15 protein-coding genes and 1 tRNA gene are annotated in these 15,326 nt (G+C 61.3%); 10 read left to right on the forward strand and 6 right to left on the reverse strand.

Going from position 1 to position 15,326, the window contains the following annotated elements:
- The first annotated feature begins 40 nt into the window (after positions 1-40).
- The 5 genes from secDF (at position 41) to JT360_RS05695 (ending at position 5,322) form a co-directional block, all read left to right on the forward strand.
- A complete protein-coding gene (gene secDF / locus JT360_RS05675) occupies positions 41-2,590 on the forward strand; it encodes a protein translocase subunit SecDF (RefSeq protein WP_214470623.1) in 2,550 nt (849 codons plus the stop codon).
- A gap of 28 nt (positions 2,591-2,618) precedes the next feature.
- Positions 2,619-3,011 (forward strand): Mth938-like domain-containing protein, encoded by a 393-nt coding sequence (locus JT360_RS05680; RefSeq protein ID WP_214470625.1) that lies wholly within the window; start codon positions 2,619-2,621, stop codon positions 3,009-3,011.
- 1 nt (position 3,012) lies between these two features.
- Positions 3,013-3,861 carry a phytoene/squalene synthase family protein gene (locus tag JT360_RS05685; RefSeq protein WP_214470627.1) on the forward strand — a complete coding sequence of 283 codons (849 nt, stop codon included), beginning with the start codon at positions 3,013-3,015 and terminating at the stop codon, positions 3,859-3,861.
- A gap of 76 nt (positions 3,862-3,937) precedes the next feature.
- Positions 3,938-4,372, forward strand: a complete 435-nt coding sequence (locus JT360_RS05690; RefSeq protein WP_214470629.1) for a hypothetical protein — start codon at positions 3,938-3,940, stop codon at positions 4,370-4,372.
- On the forward strand, positions 4,372-5,322 hold the full coding sequence (locus JT360_RS05695) for a sterol desaturase family protein (protein WP_214470630.1): 951 nt from the start codon (positions 4,372-4,374) through the stop codon (positions 5,320-5,322). Before JT360_RS05690 ends, JT360_RS05695 begins: the two co-directional genes overlap by 1 nt.
- Before the next feature lie 85 nt (positions 5,323-5,407).
- Here JT360_RS05695 and JT360_RS05700 read toward each other — a convergent pair whose 3' ends face one another.
- The 4 genes from JT360_RS05700 to JT360_RS05715 form a co-directional block, all read right to left on the reverse strand.
- A complete protein-coding gene (locus JT360_RS05700; protein WP_214470631.1) occupies positions 5,408-6,604 on the reverse strand; it encodes an MFS transporter in 1,197 nt (398 codons plus the stop codon).
- A 215-nt stretch (positions 6,605-6,819) separates the two neighbouring features.
- A complete protein-coding gene (trmFO, locus tag JT360_RS05705) occupies positions 6,820-8,229 on the reverse strand; it encodes a methylenetetrahydrofolate--tRNA-(uracil(54)-C(5))-methyltransferase (FADH(2)-oxidizing) TrmFO (RefSeq protein ID WP_214470632.1) in 1,410 nt (469 codons plus the stop codon).
- Between the two features lie 393 nt (positions 8,230-8,622).
- Positions 8,623-8,763 carry a DUF1127 domain-containing protein gene (locus JT360_RS05710; protein WP_135904405.1) on the reverse strand — a complete coding sequence of 47 codons (141 nt, stop codon included), beginning with the start codon at positions 8,761-8,763 and terminating at the stop codon, positions 8,623-8,625.
- A 49-nt stretch (positions 8,764-8,812) separates the two neighbouring features.
- Complete coding sequence (locus tag JT360_RS05715) at positions 8,813-8,953, reverse strand: DUF1127 domain-containing protein (RefSeq protein ID WP_013531315.1); 141 nt, start codon at positions 8,951-8,953, stop codon at positions 8,813-8,815.
- A gap of 235 nt (positions 8,954-9,188) precedes the next feature.
- Here JT360_RS05715 and JT360_RS05720 point away from each other — a divergent pair, with 235 nt between their 5' ends.
- Positions 9,189-10,307 carry a DUF2157 domain-containing protein gene (locus JT360_RS05720; RefSeq protein WP_214470633.1) on the forward strand — a complete coding sequence of 373 codons (1,119 nt, stop codon included), beginning with the start codon at positions 9,189-9,191 and terminating at the stop codon, positions 10,305-10,307.
- Complete coding sequence (locus JT360_RS05725; protein ID WP_214470634.1) at positions 10,304-10,888, forward strand: GDYXXLXY domain-containing protein; 585 nt, start codon at positions 10,304-10,306, stop codon at positions 10,886-10,888. Before JT360_RS05720 ends, JT360_RS05725 begins: the two co-directional genes overlap by 4 nt.
- A 54-nt stretch (positions 10,889-10,942) precedes the next feature.
- On the opposite strand, the gene JT360_RS05730 is transcribed toward JT360_RS05725, so the two are convergent.
- Together JT360_RS05730 and JT360_RS05735 are read right to left on the reverse strand one after the other, a co-directional pair.
- Positions 10,943-11,794, reverse strand: a complete 852-nt coding sequence (locus JT360_RS05730; protein ID WP_214470635.1) for a COG3904 family protein — start codon at positions 11,792-11,794, stop codon at positions 10,943-10,945.
- Positions 11,795-12,097: 303 nt separating this feature from the next.
- Positions 12,098-12,182: transfer RNA gene (locus JT360_RS05735), tRNA-Leu, on the reverse strand.
- Between the two features lie 360 nt (positions 12,183-12,542).
- On the opposite strand from JT360_RS05735, the gene tig reads away from it, so the two are divergent.
- The 3 genes from tig (at position 12,543) to JT360_RS05750 (ending at position 15,273) form a co-directional block, all read left to right on the forward strand.
- Positions 12,543-14,021, forward strand: coding sequence for a trigger factor (gene tig / locus JT360_RS05740; protein ID WP_214470637.1), 1,479 nt, complete (start codon positions 12,543-12,545; stop codon positions 14,019-14,021).
- A 164-nt stretch (positions 14,022-14,185) separates the two neighbouring features.
- Positions 14,186-14,710 carry a hypothetical protein gene (locus JT360_RS05745; protein ID WP_214470640.1) on the forward strand — a complete coding sequence of 175 codons (525 nt, stop codon included), beginning with the start codon at positions 14,186-14,188 and terminating at the stop codon, positions 14,708-14,710.
- Positions 14,711-14,892: 182 nt separating this feature from the next.
- Positions 14,893-15,273, forward strand: coding sequence for a c-type cytochrome (locus JT360_RS05750; RefSeq protein ID WP_214470642.1), 381 nt, complete (start codon positions 14,893-14,895; stop codon positions 15,271-15,273).
- The last annotated feature ends 53 nt before the right edge of the window (positions 15,274-15,326 follow it).

Genomic DNA, 15,326 nt, shown 5'->3' on the forward strand with positions numbered 1-15,326 from the left:
GCGGAGCGATCCGCGGACACGCTCTGACGGACGACGCCATATGCTTTATTTTTCGCGCTTCAAGATGATCCTGATCTGGCTGGCCGTGGCCGCCACAGTGGTCCTCGCCGCGCCCAATCTCATCCCCGCAAGTACATTGGCCCAGTTGCCCAGTTGGGTGCCGAAGCGGCAGATGACGCTCGGCCTCGACCTGCAGGGCGGTTCGCACATCCTGCTCCAGATGGATCAGAACGACCTGATCAAGGCGCAGTTGGAGACGACGCGCGACGAGATCCGGACGCTGCTGCGCGACGCCAAGGTTGGCTATACCGGACTTACCGGCACTGGCAGGACCGTGCAGGTGCGAATAACGGATGCAACCCAGATCGATGCAGCCAAGAAGGCATTGAAGTCGCTGACCGATCCGGTCGCCGCGGGCCTCTTTACCGGCGGCTCCATCCAGGAAATGTCGTTGGACGATTCCGAGCCGGGCCTGCTCAAGTTCAGCGTCACCGACGCCGGCATAAAATACCGCACCTCGTCAGCACTGGCGCAATCGATCGAAGTCGTCGAGCGCCGGGTCAACGAACTCGGCACCACCGAGCCGATCGTGCAGCGGCAGGGCGATGATCGCGTCCTGGTTCAGGTTCCGGGCTTGCAGGATCCGCAGCGGCTGAAGGAAATCATTGGCCAAACCGCCAAGCTGACCTTCCAGATGGTCGACGAGTCGATGCCGGTGCAGGATGCGCTGAAAAATCGTCCTCCGAGCGGTTCATCGATCCTCTATTCCCAGGACGATCCACCAGTCCCCTATCTGATCGAGAATCGCGTACTCGTTTCGGGCGAGGACCTCGCCAAGGCAACGGCAACCTTCGATTCGCGAACCAACGAGCCGGTAGTCTCGTTCACCTTCAACTCGAGAGGAGCAACACGCTTCGGCCAGGCGACGGCGGCGAATGTCGGCAAGCGCTTCGCCATCATCCTCGACAATCAGGTGATTTCCGCGCCGCAGATCCGTGAACCGATCCTTGGCGGCTCCGGTCAGATTTCCGGCAGTTTCACCGCGGAAAGCGCGAACGATCTGGCCGTGCTGCTGCGTGCCGGCGCGTTGCCCGCCAAGCTGACCGTGATCGAGGAACGCACCGTGGGTCCGGGCCTTGGTCAGGATTCCATCCATGCCGGTAAGGTCGCCGGCATCATCGGCTCGATCCTCGTCGTCGCCTTCATGTTCGTCGCCTATGGTTTCCTCGGCTTCCTCGCCAACATCGCGCTGGCGGTGCACGTGGCAATGATCGTCGGGCTATTGTCCCTGCTCGGCGCGACGCTGACCTTGCCCGGTATTGCCGGTATCGTGCTGACCATCGGCATGGCGGTCGATTCCAACGTGCTGATCTATGAACGTATCCGCGAGGAACGACGCGCCGGCCGCTCGGTGATCCAGGCGATTGATACCGGCTTCTCGAAGGCGCTGGCAACCATCGTCGATTCCAACGTCACGTCGCTGATCGCCACCGTGGTGCTGTTCTATCTCGGCACCGGCCCGGTGAAGGGCTTTGCCATCACCTATGCCATCGGCATTCTGACCACCGTTTTCACCGCCTTCACCTTCACCCGTCTCCTGGTGTCGATCTGGCTGCGCCGGGCTCGTCCGAAGGAGTTGCCGAAGGCGCCGATAACCTTCATTCCACCAGGCACCAAGATCCCCTTCATGGGCTTCCGCCGCTGGACATTCGCACTGTCGAGCTTCCTGTCGGTCCTGTCGGTCGTGCTGTTCATGACCGTCGACATCAATTACGGCATCGACTTCAAGGGCGGCTCGATGATCGAGGTGAAGGCCAAGAGCGGCAACGCCGATCTTGCCGACATCCGCGGCAGGCTGTCGGAACTCAACATCGGTGAAGTGCAGGTGCAGCAATTCGGCGAGCCCAACGACGTGCTGATCCGCGTCGGCACGCAGGATGGCGGCGAGAATGCCGAGCAGACCGTCATCGACAAGGTACGCGGCGAGTTGCAGGACCAATATGATTTCCGCCGCGTCGAAGTGGTGGGACCGACGGTTTCCGGCGAGCTGGCCAAACAAGGCACCATCGCCATGCTGGTCGCGCTGGTCGGCATCCTGGTCTATGTCTGGTTCCGTTTCGAATGGCAGTTCGCGGTCGGCGCCATCGTGGCAACGGTGCATGATGTGGTCATGACGCTCGGCTTCTTCGTCATCAGCGGACTCGAATTCAACCAGTCATCGCTGGCGGCAATCCTGACCATCATCGGCTATTCGCTGAACGACACGATCGTCGTCTATGACCGCGTTCGAGAAGATCTGCGAAAATACAAGAAGATGCCGTTGCCGCAGCTGTTGAACAACGCGATCAACGAGACGCTGTCGAGAACGACGCTGACCTCCGTGACGACCAGCTTGGCGCTGTTGGCGCTGGTGCTGTTCGGCGGCGAGGTGATCCGCTCGTTCACGCTGGCCATGCTGTTCGGCGTTGTCTTCGGCACCTACTCGTCGATCTTCATCGCGGCGCCGCTGCTGATCCTGTTCAAGCTGCGGCCGCAGGCCGCGGCCGACGAGGAGAAGCCGGTCAATGGCGGCAAGGCGGTCGCGACCTGACGCGCGGCCCCGAAGGGGTGACAAAGTGGTGACCGGCAAAGGAATCGTCATCCGCGAGGCGCATTTCCCGGGCCGCGCGCCGATCGAGGCCTATGGCAATGGCGGGTTCCGCTTTGCCGATATGTCGCATCGTGGCTCGCTGCTGTGCCTGCCCACCGGCATTCATGGCTGGGAACCGGCAAATCCCCTGGCGCTGACGGTGGCGGATTTCGACAGGCTGCTGGCCGAGGCCGACAAGGTCGAGATCCTGCTCGTCGGCATGGGCAAGGATCTCCGGCCATTGCCGGCGGCGCTGCGGGCGGCGCTGAAGGATGCAGGCATAGCTTCCGATCCGATGTCGACCGGGGCCGCGGTGCGGACCTACAATGTCCTGCTGGCGGAAGACCGCGCCGTGGCTGCCGCGCTCATCGCCGTCGACTGACATGTCTCGGAATGCCAAAATCGTCATGGATCAGGTGCGCGCCGCCGACCAAGACCGGTATCTCACGGCGCTCTACGCACCTGCCGACAAGCGCGATGCGCTGTTTTCGCTCTATGCTTTCAATGCCGAAATCGCGGGCATCCGCGATCGCATCCACGAACCGTTGCCGGGCGAGGTTCGGCTGCAATGGTGGCGTGATGTGATTGCCGCCGGCGGTGAGGCGGGTGCGGGTCATCCTGTTGCCGAAACCTTGAACGCCACCATAGCTGCGTCCAAGCTGCCGAAACTGGCCTTCGAGAACATGCTCGAAGCCCGCATCTTCGACCTCTACGACGATCCGATGCCGTCGCGCACCGATCTGGAAGGCTATTGCGGCGAGACGGCAGCGGCACTCATCCAACTTGCAGCGATGGTGCTCGATCCCGTCGAGGCGCCGAGGTTCGCCGAACTCGCGGGCAGGGCGGGCTGTGCGCAGGCCATCACCGGTCTGCTGCTGCTATTGCCGCTGCACCGCAAGCGAGGGCAGTGTTTTGTCCCGGCCGACATCCTGGGGGCGGCGGGCTCATCGCCCGAGGAGTTTGTCGCTGGCGATGGCGGGCCTGGGGCGCAGCGCGCCGTGGCGGCGATGATCGCGCTGGCGCGCGAACACCTTTCCGCTTTCGAGCGAGGCGCCGCGACGCTGCCGGTGTCGTTGCGTGCGGCGTTTCTGCCGCTGACGCTCCCGCGCGCTTATCTCGACAGGATGGAAGGCGCGCGCCATTCACCGTTCGACGGCGTCGCGCGGCTGTCGGCGCTGCGCCGGCATTGGTTGCTGTTGCGTCGGGCAGGCAAGGGGTGGCCGGCACTTTGACGTAAACGTCAATCGTGTTAAGGATTCGGCGAGCCGAAACTGTTGCCATAGACGACAGGCCGGCCGGAGGAAATCCATGAGCTTGCCCGTACTGGTTGCGATCGTTGTGCTGGGCATCGCGTTGTCTGTTGCCGCAGTGCATTTCACCGGCGGCAGCAAGACGGCGACGCTGGCCAACCCCGATCAGGCGTTGAGCCGCTTCGCCGAGGATTTTCCTGACGAGATGGCCACGGCAGTGCGCCTCACGGCCGATGCCCGGACGGCTTTTCTGGATGTCGGGCGAGGGCGCATCGGCATCGTAAACAGCATCGGCGCTTGTTTCTTGACGCGTATCGTCACCGCCGCGGACGTCGCGGTGTCTCATTCTGACGAGACGAATACAATTCTGATGCGGCTGATGGATTTTACCTGGAAGGGTGGCCGCTTCCGGTTCGCCAGTGCCGCCGATGCCCAGGCCTTGCTCGATGCTTTCGGGTCGCATCGTTCAAATTCCGCTGGGGAGGCCGCGTGATGGACAGCTATGATTTCCCGCAGGTCACGCAGTTGGCCATTCCGTTCTTTGTCGCCGCGATCCTGATCGAGCTTTGGCTGGTGCGCAGTGGGCGCGCCAAGGGCACGTTCGAGACGCGTGACACGCTGACCAGCCTGATGATGGGCACCGGAAATGTCGTCGCCGGGCTGCTGCTTGGCGTCGTGTCCTATTGGGCGCTGCTGTGGCTGTGGCAGTTCCGCGTCTTCAATCTCGGCCTGTCGGTCTGGGTGTTCCTGGCCGCCTTCCTGCTCGACGACCTGCGCTACTACGTCTATCACCGCATCGCGCACCGGGTGCGCTGGGTGTGGGCGGAGCATGTCAACCATCACTCCAGCCAGCACTACAATCTGTCGACCGCGCTCAGGCAAAGCTGGACGGGGCTGTTCACCTTCATGTTCGTGCTGCAGGCGCCGCTGGTGCTGCTTGGGTTCCACCCGGCGGTGATTGCCTTCACCTTCGGCTTCAACCTGGTCTGGCAGTTCTGGATCCACACCGAGACGATCGGCAAGATGTGGGGCTGGTTCGAATTCATCTTCAACACGCCCTCGCATCACCGCGTCCACCACGCCACCAATCCGCGTTATCTCGACGCCAATTATGCCGGCACGCTGATCATCTGGGACCGCATGTTCGGTACCTTCGTCGAGGAGTTGGAAGAGGATCGCCCGCGTTATGGCATCGTCAAGAATCTGGGCACCTTCAATCCGCTGAAAGTGGCGTTCCACGAATGGATCGGCATGTTCAGGGATGCTTTTGCGCCGGGGCTTACGCTCAGCGATCGCCTGAACTACCTGATCAAGCCGCCCGGCTGGAGCCATGACGGCTCGCGCGAAACTTCGGAGAGCCTGAAGGCGGCGTATGTCAGGCGAAATCCCGGCGAGGCGGGCAAGCCGGGGCTGCCGATGGCGAGCGCCGAGCCGGCCGAGTAGCGCTAAGAAGGTTCGCTCGAACGTACCCCTCCGGTGAAGGGCGCCTTGCTGAGAGCAATTGCTCCCGTGGAATTGGGTTGCATCGTCAGTAAAAACCGTTGCTGCGTACGTCGGAAACCAACATCAGCAGAGCGAGACTGCCTACAACCGCACAAGCCGCGCCAAAGAGAAATACCGCCGCATGGCCGACCCCGTCCCAGAGCCATCCAGCGATAAGGCTCGCTGCCAAACCGAACAACCCGACGGTGGTGTTGTACCAGCCGACACCGCTGGCGCGAAGCTGCTCCGGTACGTGGTCGCTCGCCAACGCTTTGCCGACCGAGCGGAATATCCCCTGGTAGAGTCCGTAAAACACGAAAAGCATCGCGATGAGGGCGACGTTCCTTGTCAGGGCGAAGCCTAGATAGGCGACCAGGAAAATGGCGAATGCCAGGAGCAGGATGTTCTTGCGGCCAAATCTATCCGACAGAAATCCCGCCGGATAGGAGATCAGCGCGGCGACAAGGTTGAAGCCCGCGTAGATCAGGATCGTCGTCGTCAGCGAGGCGCCGATATCCTTGGTCTGCAGGATCAGGAAGGCATTGCTGGAATTGCCGATGCCGAACAAGGCCGTCGCAAGAAGATATTTCCAGTAGACCCCGGGAAATCGCCTGAAGCCGATGTCGATCTTCGCCTTCGCCGCGAGTTCGACGGGCCGCTCCTCGACAAGCAGGACCATCAGGAAGGCGAGAACGCCGGGAATGACGGCGAGATAGAAAATCAGGCGTGTGTCGAGATGCCACACGACGAGCAGTAAGACGGCGAGCAGCGGCCCCAGGAAGGCGCCCGCGTTGTCGCCAACTCCTTCGAGCCCGAAGGCCCTTCCCCTGTTCGCCTCGTCCGCGGAGGAGGCGATGAGCGCATCGCGAGGGGCCGAGCGAGCACCGGTGCCGAGCCGATCCAGGAACCGCCCGCCCAGAACGCCTTGCCAGACCGTGGCGAAGCCCATGGCCGGCTTGGCGATCGCGGCCAGCAGGTAACCCGCCAGCGCGATGGGCTTTCTCCTTTGCAGTTTGTCCGAGAGCGAGCCGGAAAAGCCCTGGACGATGTTCTGCGTCGCGTCAGCGACACCCTCCACAAGGCCGACGACACTTCCGTTTGCCTTCAGGGTCTGCGTCAGGAAAATCGGCAGCACTGGATAGAGCATCTCGGTCGAGATGTCCGCAAACAGGCTGGCCAAGGCCAGAAGAAACGTATTTCGCGAGAGCCCGGCGAAGTATTGATGCCTAGTTGCAATGGCCATGGCTTGCCAGCTCCGGCACTTTCTCGATTATTCCCGGCGAGTAGGACGCTAAAGGTACCACTTCCTTGATGCGCACCTTGGATATTGCGGTGCGCGCTCGAGTCTTGCAACCCCGCGCCCTGATCCGCCCGACTCCATATCAGCCGCCAAAAGGCTCTTCGCTTGCCGGAAGCCCAGGTGGCAAATCTGGGGGCAGCGGGGTGGACAGGCATAAATTACGCTGCCGCTTCCGTCTGGGACGCCAGCCCCAGCCACTCCCTGCAATCGGCCCGTGCACGCGATGTGATCGCATGCCGCTTGGCTGATGTCTTGTCCTTGCCGCGCAGGCGCTTGCCCTCGGCCTTCGGCGCTGCCACCGGTGGGAACAGGCCGAAATTGACGTTCATCGGCTGGAAAGAGCGCTTTCCCGGCTCGTCGTCGGAGACGATGTGGCCGCCGGTGATGTGGTTGAGCAGCGAGCCGAAGGCTGTGGTGAGCGGCGGCAGCGAGGGTGCGTGGCCGAGCCGCTCGGCGGCGGCGAAGCGCCCGGCGAGCAGGCCGATGGCAGCGCTTTCGACATAGCCTTCGCAGCCGGTGATCTGGCCGGCGAAACGCAGGCCGGGGCGCGACTTCAGCTGCAGTGAAGCGTCGAGCAACGTCGGCGAGTTGATGTAGGTGTTGCGGTGCAGGCCGCCGAGGCGGGCGAAATCGGCATTTTCCAAGCCCGGAATGGTGCGGAAGACGCGCACCTGCTCGGCATGCCTGAGCTTGGTCTGGAAGCCGACCATGTTGTAGAGCGTGCCCAGCGCATTGTCCTGCCGCAACTGGACGACGGCATAGGCCTTCACAGTCGGGTTGTGCGCGTTGGTCAGCCCCATCGGCTTCATCGGTCCGTAGCGCAGGGTCTCGACGCCGCGCTCGGCCATCACCTCGATCGGCAGGCAGCCGTCGAAATAGGGCGTGCCTTCCCATTGCTTGAATTCGGTTTTCTGGCCCTCGACCAGCGCCTGCACGAAGGCAAGGTATTGGTCCTTGTCCATGGGACAGTTGATGTAATCCTTGCCGGTGCCGCCGGGCCCGACCTTGTCGTAGCGCGACTGGAACCAGCAAATGTCCATGTCGATCGTGTCGAAATGGATGATCGGCGCAATCGCATCGAAGAAAGCCAGCGCATCGGCGCCGGTTGCCTCGGCGATCGACTGGGCAAGCGCGGGTGCGGTCAGCGGCCCTGTGGCGATGATCGCCTGGTCCCAGTCCGCCGGTGGCAGGCCGGGCACTTCCTCGCGCCGGATGGTTATCAGCGGGTGCGCTTCGAGCTTTTTCGTTACCGCTTCGGAGAAACCGTCGCGGTCGACCGCCAGCGCGCCGCCTGCCGGCACCTGGTTGGCGTCGCCGGCGCTCATGATCAAAGAGCCGGCCAGCCGCATTTCGGCATGCAGCAGTCCAACGGCATTGTTTTCGGCGTCGTCGGAGCGGAAGGAATTAGAACAGACCAGCTCGGCCAGACCATCGGTCTTGTGCGCGTCCGTGCCGCGAACCGGGCGCATTTCATGCAGCACGACGGGAACGCCGGCTTGCGCCGCCTGCCATGCGGCTTCCGAACCGGCGAGACCGCCGCCGATGATGTGGATTGGATTTTTGCTCATGGGCGCCGGAATAATCGCTTGCCGCCACGATTGCAATTGTCGCGCGGCGGCGATGGAAAACACCCGGTCGGGAAACCTGCCCTAAAACAACAACACCCGCCGGGGGAGGAGGTCCGGCGGGTGTCGTTTTGGGGGTCGACCCTCGGGAGGAGGTGAAGGCCAACCATATTCGTCATCGCCGGGGAGGAGGTCGGCTTTGACGAAATCTCTTTTGCTATCTTTTAAAAGGGGCAAAACCCTTTTGGAGCAAAATTCATTTTGCTCCGGGGAAACAGCGCCCGCCGCGGGAGGAGGTGCGGCGGGCGCCGTTTTGGTGGTCAACCCTCGGGAGGAGGATAAGGGCTGACCGTTTTCGCTTGGGTCGGGGAGGAGGTCGACCCCCGCGAAATTCCGTTAGATCGCCTTGCGGGCGACGATCTTGATTTCGTCGCGGACGATACCGAGATCATGCAGCTGGCGGTTCGAAAGGCGACCCAGCTCGGTAACCGTCTCGCGATAAACGCGCCAGTTACGATAGTTGCGGATCAGGTTCATTGTCGTTCTCTTTTCAGAAACTGGTTCGGACCATTCGCGGCCCGAAGAATTAGACCGCCTTGCGAGCGACGTAAGGAATGTCGCTGCGGCTGATGCCGAGGTCGGTCAGTTCACGGTTGCTCAGGCGGCTCAGCTCGGACACGGTGTCCCTGTAGCGGCGCCAGTTGCGGTAGTTGCGGATCAGGTTCATGGTAGTTCTCGTTTCGTCTTTCTTGCGGATCATTCCGTTTGTGTACGAACTAGAAATAGGCGGACCCATATCGATTTAAAAGCGCTATGGCTGCATGGCAGCAATGCAAATTGTGCAATGCAACATTAACGCGCCTTCACGGACCTGACACAAAGAAGCCAGAATCAGAAAGTGCCGTGACGTCAACGGTTTGGCCGGGCCGGCTGAAAAAATGACCAAGCGGGGGAGAAGCGGAATGGCGGGCTATTCGTCACGAGTAAGGTCCGATATCGCGCGGTGGCTTCAGGCAGGCCTGATCGACGCCGCTACGGCCGCTTCCTTGACGCGTGACGTCGAAGCCAACGAGCGCAAATCACTCAGCTTCGGCTCGATCCTGGCGATGATGGCGGCACTGCTGTTTGGCGCGGCCATCCTGATCTTCGTTGCCGCTAACTGGGACGCGATCCCGCGGCTGGCACGGGTGGCGGCCCTCTTTGCCATCATCCTTGGCGGCTATGTCGGCGGCGCAGTGCTGAAGACACGCGACCATGCGGCGATCGGTGAGGCCCTGTGGATCGTGGCGGCCGCGGCTTTCGGCGGTTCGATCGCGCTGATTGGCCAGATGTATCACCTGTCCGGCGACGGGGCTTCGGCCCTTGTCACCTGGGGCGCCGGCACGGCGCTGGCGGCGGTAGCGCTGCGGTCGAACCCGCTCACCGTCGCTTCGGTCGGCATCGCAGATGCCTGGCTGTTCCTGAAGGGGTTCGACCATTTCAATCGCAGCGAATTTCCGCATGCCTTCGTCGTGATGGCGGTGGTGCTGTTTGCTGTCTCGTTCTGGACCCGCAGCCAGGCCGCGCGGCATCTGATCGTCCTGTCGCTGCTCTTCTATCTCGTGCTGCTGGCAATGGATCACGCGACGCTGCCGGTGGCGGTTCCCCTGGTCATTGTCTCCGTCGTGCTTTTCGGGGCTGCCGTCCTTGCGCCGGAACCGGTCGACAGGATCGTACAGCTCGGCGGCCGCTTGCCGCTGCACGCACTGCTTGGCTTCCTGACCGGCCTGGCCATCATCCAGTTCGAACTGGCCGACGAAAGCACCTACAACAGCGGTTTCACCATCGCCTCGGTCGTCGCGCTCGCCGGCACCGTCGCGGCTATCGTCCTGGCGGGGCGTGAGAGCCGCGGGTTGCGCTGGCTTGCCTATCTCGGCTTCGGCTTCGAACTCGCCATGATCTATGTCGTGACCTTGCAATCGATGCTCGACACCGCCGGTTTCTTCCTTGCCGCCGCGGTGCTGCTCGGCATCCTTGCGCTCGTCATCATCCGCGTCGAAAAACGCATGAAGAGCCCGGCCACCGCAGGAGCCACGACATGATGACCGGAAAGAGGCTTGTTATCTCGGCGCTGGTGCTGGCGCTTGTCCAGATAGGCTTCCTGAGCTGGATCATCGCCGGCCGCGCGGCGATCTTGCGCAACGGCAAGGAAGTGCTGTTGAAGATCGAACCTGTCGATCCGCGCGATCTGCTGCGCGGCGACTATATCATCCTCGGCTATGACATCTCGCGCATCCCGGTGAAAATGATCGCCAACATTCCCGACGGCAAATTCTCGAGCGATGATACGTCGATCGTGGTCCGGCTGAAGAAGGGTGCCGACGGCTACTGGACGCCGATCACCGCCTGGTTCGGCAAGGCGCCGACGCCAGCCGCTGCCGACGAGGCCGACATATCAGGCCATGTCGGCGAAGGGTGGGATCTTCGCGGGGAGGGCGTGACGATCGCGCCGGACTATGGCATCGAGCGCTTCTATCTGCCCGAAGGCCAGGGCATGGCGATCCAGAACGACATGCGGGTTCGCCCGTTCGGCATACGGCTCGCGCTCTCCGGCCACGGTACCGCCCAGATCAAGGCGCTGGTCGACGGCGACAAGACGCTGTTCGAGGAACCGCTTTATTAGAGAGTGTATAAGGCCTTGGCGTCAGCGCGACGGTCCGCGTTAACGATGGTCCTGTTATCGCTGAACACTGCCTGTCTCTGCGATGATTTTGGGATAGGGACCGATCGAAATCGTGTAGCTGAAGCTTGTTACGCCTTTTTCCTGCTTGTGTATCGAGGGGCTCCGCACAGCCCAGTCATAGACGCCCGAAACCATGCAGCGATCGTTTGCACAGGTGACCACAATGCTGTCATTGCGGAGGTTATATACGCGTTCAGGCCATCGCCGGTAATAGTTCCTCTTGTCCTGAATGATCGAACTCAGGTTCGTCAACTTGCCATAATAGTCGACTGTGCGAGCGTAGGACGCCTGAACTTGAGCAAGAGCGAAATCGTCGTTGTCGCCATGATGCTCGACCAGATCCTTGACGAAGGCGACCGCAGCGCTCTCCGCCTGTTGCCTTGCGTCGGGTGCAGGCACTGGCACGGGCGCAGGATCTGGCCTCGTCGACACCTGCGATGTATCTGCAGGCGATTGGTTCGCTGCGACATTGGTCACACGCAACTCTGCCATTTCGCTGGCCGATAAGTATCTTATGTCATGCTTGTCATAGCTCGAAGCCAATTCCATCAGCTTGGGGTCCACTCCCATCTCGACTACATAGGATGTGATTGCGGCTGTTCCGAGCTGGACACGGGCCTTTGCTTCTTCTCTGGAGATCCCGTCAGCCGGTTTCAACCAAGCCCGATGAACGCCGATTGAACCTGGTTCGGCAACACGATGGACGCCACCCAAGAAGGCCAGTGAGCAGGCTGAGGCGCACTGAAATTGGCGAACCTGAAGCGTATCCAACCCTGCCGCGCGGATCATACGCCCCAACCGAAGCGCGCTGCCGACGTTGCCGCCGGGGGAGTTGAATACGATCATCCGGGCCCCGCTGCTCACAACCGCGTTGCTAAAGGCGTTCAGGGGTTCATTGTCTTTGAACTCGCCGGAAACAACAAGAAACGGCTGCTGCCCTGGAGACGAAACAGGCGTGTATTCTAGGGCCTCAACCTTGCATGTTGCTGCCGCGACAATTGACCCTACCGCCAGAACTAGAGAAACTACACGCACAACCCGACAGAGCCCCAACCTGCCTGCTGCAAGTAAGAACCTGTCAACGAACTATTTCAAGGGCCTTCTTTGAAAGTTGGATTTCATTCAGAGCGGTCACTGGCCGAAAAAAATTGGTGCGGATGAAGGGACTCGAACCCCCACGCCTTTCGGCACTGGAACCTAAATCCAGGGCGTCTACCAGTTCCGCCACATCCGCATCGCCCGGCAATCCCATGTAGCCATCATTCTGTCAATGTCAGAGACGAGAAGTCGGCCAGGGTCGAAATGTTGGTTATTCGCCTAAGCGCGAAGACTGTTGAAAATTAGGCTCGCCTGTGACAAAAGGCGTGTCAAATGTGACGGGACGCGACGATCCGCTTCTGCAGAATGTGATAAGAAGTAGGAAAAACAAGAACTTATTCACATTTTGGAACGCAGTTTGGGAGAGTTTGAGCCGTAATTTCGGTCAAATCGCCAGGTTCCGTACCAAAAGCCATTTCCGGCAAGATTATACCGGCAGGCTGTAAACGGCAGGGAGCCGTTTGGCAGTCTCATTGGTGAAAACAAAGGTTTTACGATGCAGGTCACCGAAACTCTCAATTCCGGTCTCAAGCGCGAGATCAAGATCACCGTGCCGGCCGGTGACATGGAAGCCAAGCTGATGGCGCGGCTGTCGGATGCCCGCAACAAGGTTCGCATCAACGGCTTCCGGCCGGGCAAGGTGCCGGTGCAGCACCTGCGCAAGGTCTATGGCAAGTCGTTCATGGCCGAAGTGGTCAACGAGATCCTCAACGATTCGACCCGATCGATCATTACGGGCCGCGGCGAAAAGGCCGCCATGCAGCCCGAAGTCATCATGACCGAGGACGAGAAGGAAGCCGAGAAGATCCTGGCCGGCGGCGCCGATTTCGAATTCCGCCTCAACTATGAAGTCATCCCGGCGATCGAGATCAAGGACTTCTCCGATATCAAGGTGACGCGTCAGGTGTTCGACGTGCCCGAAACCGAGATCGACGAGCAGGTCAAGCGGGTCGCCGAATCGGCACGCAGCTATGAACCGAAGACCGGCAAAGCCGCCGAAGGCGACCGCGTCAGCATCGACTATGTCGGCAAGATCGACGGCGAGGCCTTTGCCGGCGGCGCCGGCACCGATCAGCCGCTGGTGCTGGGTTCCAAGGAATTCATTCCGGGCTTCGAGGACCAGTTGGTCGGCGCCAAGGCCGGCGACGAAAAGCAGGTCACCGTGACCTTCCCGGAAAACTACCAGGCTGCGCATCTGGCCGGCAAGGAAGCCACCTTCGACGTCACCGTCAAGGAAGTGTCGAAGCCCGGCGAACTCGAAATCAACGACGAGACCGCCAAGAACCTTGGCCTGGAGTCGCTGGAGCGCCTGCGGGAGATCGTGCGCGGCCAGATCGAGAACCAGTTCGGCTCGATGACGCGCCAGAAGGTCAAGCGCCAGTTGCTCGACCAGCTCGATGCGGCCTATTCGTTCGAGGCGCCGTCAAAGCTTGTCGAGGCCGAGTTCAACAACATCTGGGCGCAGGTTAACCGCGATCTGGAGGCGGCCGGCCGCACCTTCGCCGACGAAGAGACGACCGAGGAAGAGGCTCGCGCCGAATACATGCGTCTTGCCGAGCGCCGCGTGCGCCTCGGCCTGGTGCTGGCCGAGATCGGCGAAAAGGCCGGCGTCACCGTGTCGGACGAAGAGCTGCAGCGCGGCCTGTTCGAGCAGGTTCGCCGCTTCCCGGCCAACCAGCAGCAGGAAGCCTTCGAGTTCTACCGCAACAACCCCGAGGCGCTAAATGCGCTGCGGGCGCCGATGTTCGAGGAGAAGGTCGTTGACCACCTGCTCGGCCAAATCTCGGTCACCGACGTCAAGGTCAGCAAAGAAGAGCTGATGGCCGACGACGAGGAAGCGGAAACCGCGACCAAGGCCAAGCCGGCAAAGAAAGCCGCGGCCAAGAAGGCTGAAGACAAGAAGGCCGACGACGCGGAAGAGCCGAAGAAAAAGGCTGCGCCGAAGAAAAAGGCTGCCGCCAAGGACGCCGAATAAGTTTCGGCATTTGATGGAATCGACGAAGGCCGCCCTCGAGGCGGCCTTTTTCGTTGCGAAACTGCAACAGCCGGTCCGCTTCGCGGGCAGTGGCACTTGGCGATACCAGGCGTTGATCATTATCTGCGCTTCTGCTGCAAACCGTATGGTTCCTGGAGGGGGCGTTGAGCCTATTCTTCGAAACGGGGCGTGCTGTCGCCCTGGCGCTCGTTCTGGCCTTCGTCTGTGATCTTGCCCAAGCCGACGCGCTTGCCGGCGACTGGCGCTTCGGCACGGGCGACGGTGGTCTCGTCACGGCTTCGCTCCATGCCACCAGCAAGCTGATCACCGGCGGCGGTGCGTTGAGCTACAGTCCGGTCCTGACCATTGCCTGCCGGACAGCCGGCGAACCGCGCTGGACCGAATGGCTGCAATTGAATGACGCGGTTTCGGCCAGCCGCAAGATCACCATGTCGGTCACCGTCGACGGCGGCAACAAGTTCGACGAGAGCTGGTCGGTCGGGTCGCGCGGCCGATTGCTGATGCGCGACGGCGCCGACGGCATCAAGCGCCTTGTTCCCGCAAGCCGGCTGTCGCTTTCCTGGCGGTTCGGGTTGCTTTCGGGGCGCGGTCAGGCGGATTTCGACCTTGCCGGGCTTGAAGAGGCGGTCGAGCAGATCGCCGGCAACTGCAACACGGATGCACCCTAAGCCACTGCTTGCCACCCAAACTTTGTACGTCAGACCTCTTCTACCGGCTCGCCAGATTCTGTGGTATATAGATGCCGCAATTCTATTGGGGAGAAGCGAATTATCGTTCTGCCGTGCAATGCGCATGGTACCGGCATGCGCAGATCGTCTCAGGCACATCTGACGATCAGGGAGGAAATGCCATGCGCTTGGTCGCGTTTTTCGCCGTCGTGTCTATTACAACCTTTGTCGCCAATCCATCGCAGGCTCAGGATGCCGCGGCCGGTGAGAAGGTCTTCACCAAATGCAAAGTCTGCCACATCGCTGACGAGGACAAGAACAAGATCGGTCCATCGCTGCATGGTGTCATCGGCCGCACCGCCGGTACGCATCCGGATTTCAAATATTCCGATGCCATGATCGCGGCCGGAAAATCCGGCGTCAAATGGGACGAACCGACACTGACGACCTACCTTCACGATCCCAAAGCCATGGTCAAGGGGACCAAGATGGCGTTTCCCGGCCTCAAGGACGATGCAGACGTGGCGAACGTCATTGCCTATCTCAAAACGTTTTCCAAATGACCTGGCCTCTCCGCCGGCGGTCTCGCTCGTGCCGGCGTTCAGTTCAGGATCAT

The organism is Mesorhizobium sp. dw_380, from assembly GCF_018588885.1.
Lineage (GTDB): Bacteria > Pseudomonadota > Alphaproteobacteria > Rhizobiales > Rhizobiaceae > Mesorhizobium.

Coding starts and splice junctions, on each gene's coding strand:
- JT360_RS05710 (WP_135904405.1), bottom strand. CDS start 8,763: ATGAACCTGATCCGCAACTATCGTAACTGGCGCGTTTATCGCGAGACG.
- JT360_RS05725 (WP_214470634.1), top strand. CDS start 10,304: ATGATGACCGGAAAGAGGCTTGTTATCTCGGCGCTGGTGCTGGCGCTT.
- JT360_RS05700 (WP_214470631.1), bottom strand. CDS start 6,604: ATGGCCATTGCAACTAGGCATCAATACTTCGCCGGGCTCTCGCGAAAT.
- JT360_RS05695 (WP_214470630.1), top strand. CDS start 4,372: ATGGACAGCTATGATTTCCCGCAGGTCACGCAGTTGGCCATTCCGTTC.
- JT360_RS05690 (WP_214470629.1), top strand. CDS start 3,938: ATGAGCTTGCCCGTACTGGTTGCGATCGTTGTGCTGGGCATCGCGTTG.
- secDF (WP_214470623.1), top strand. CDS start 41: ATGCTTTATTTTTCGCGCTTCAAGATGATCCTGATCTGGCTGGCCGTG.
- JT360_RS05730 (WP_214470635.1), bottom strand. CDS start 11,794: ATGATCGTATTCAACTCCCCCGGCGGCAACGTCGGCAGCGCGCTTCGG.
- JT360_RS05685 (WP_214470627.1), top strand. CDS start 3,013: ATGTCTCGGAATGCCAAAATCGTCATGGATCAGGTGCGCGCCGCCGAC.
- trmFO (WP_214470632.1), bottom strand. CDS start 8,229: ATGAGCAAAAATCCAATCCACATCATCGGCGGCGGTCTCGCCGGTTCG.
- JT360_RS05715 (WP_013531315.1), bottom strand. CDS start 8,953: ATGAACCTGATCCGCAACTACCGCAACTGGCGCCGCTACAGGGACACC.
- tig (WP_214470637.1), top strand. CDS start 12,543: ATGCAGGTCACCGAAACTCTCAATTCCGGTCTCAAGCGCGAGATCAAG.
- JT360_RS05720 (WP_214470633.1), top strand. CDS start 9,189: ATGGCGGGCTATTCGTCACGAGTAAGGTCCGATATCGCGCGGTGGCTT.
- JT360_RS05750 (WP_214470642.1), top strand. CDS start 14,893: ATGCGCTTGGTCGCGTTTTTCGCCGTCGTGTCTATTACAACCTTTGTC.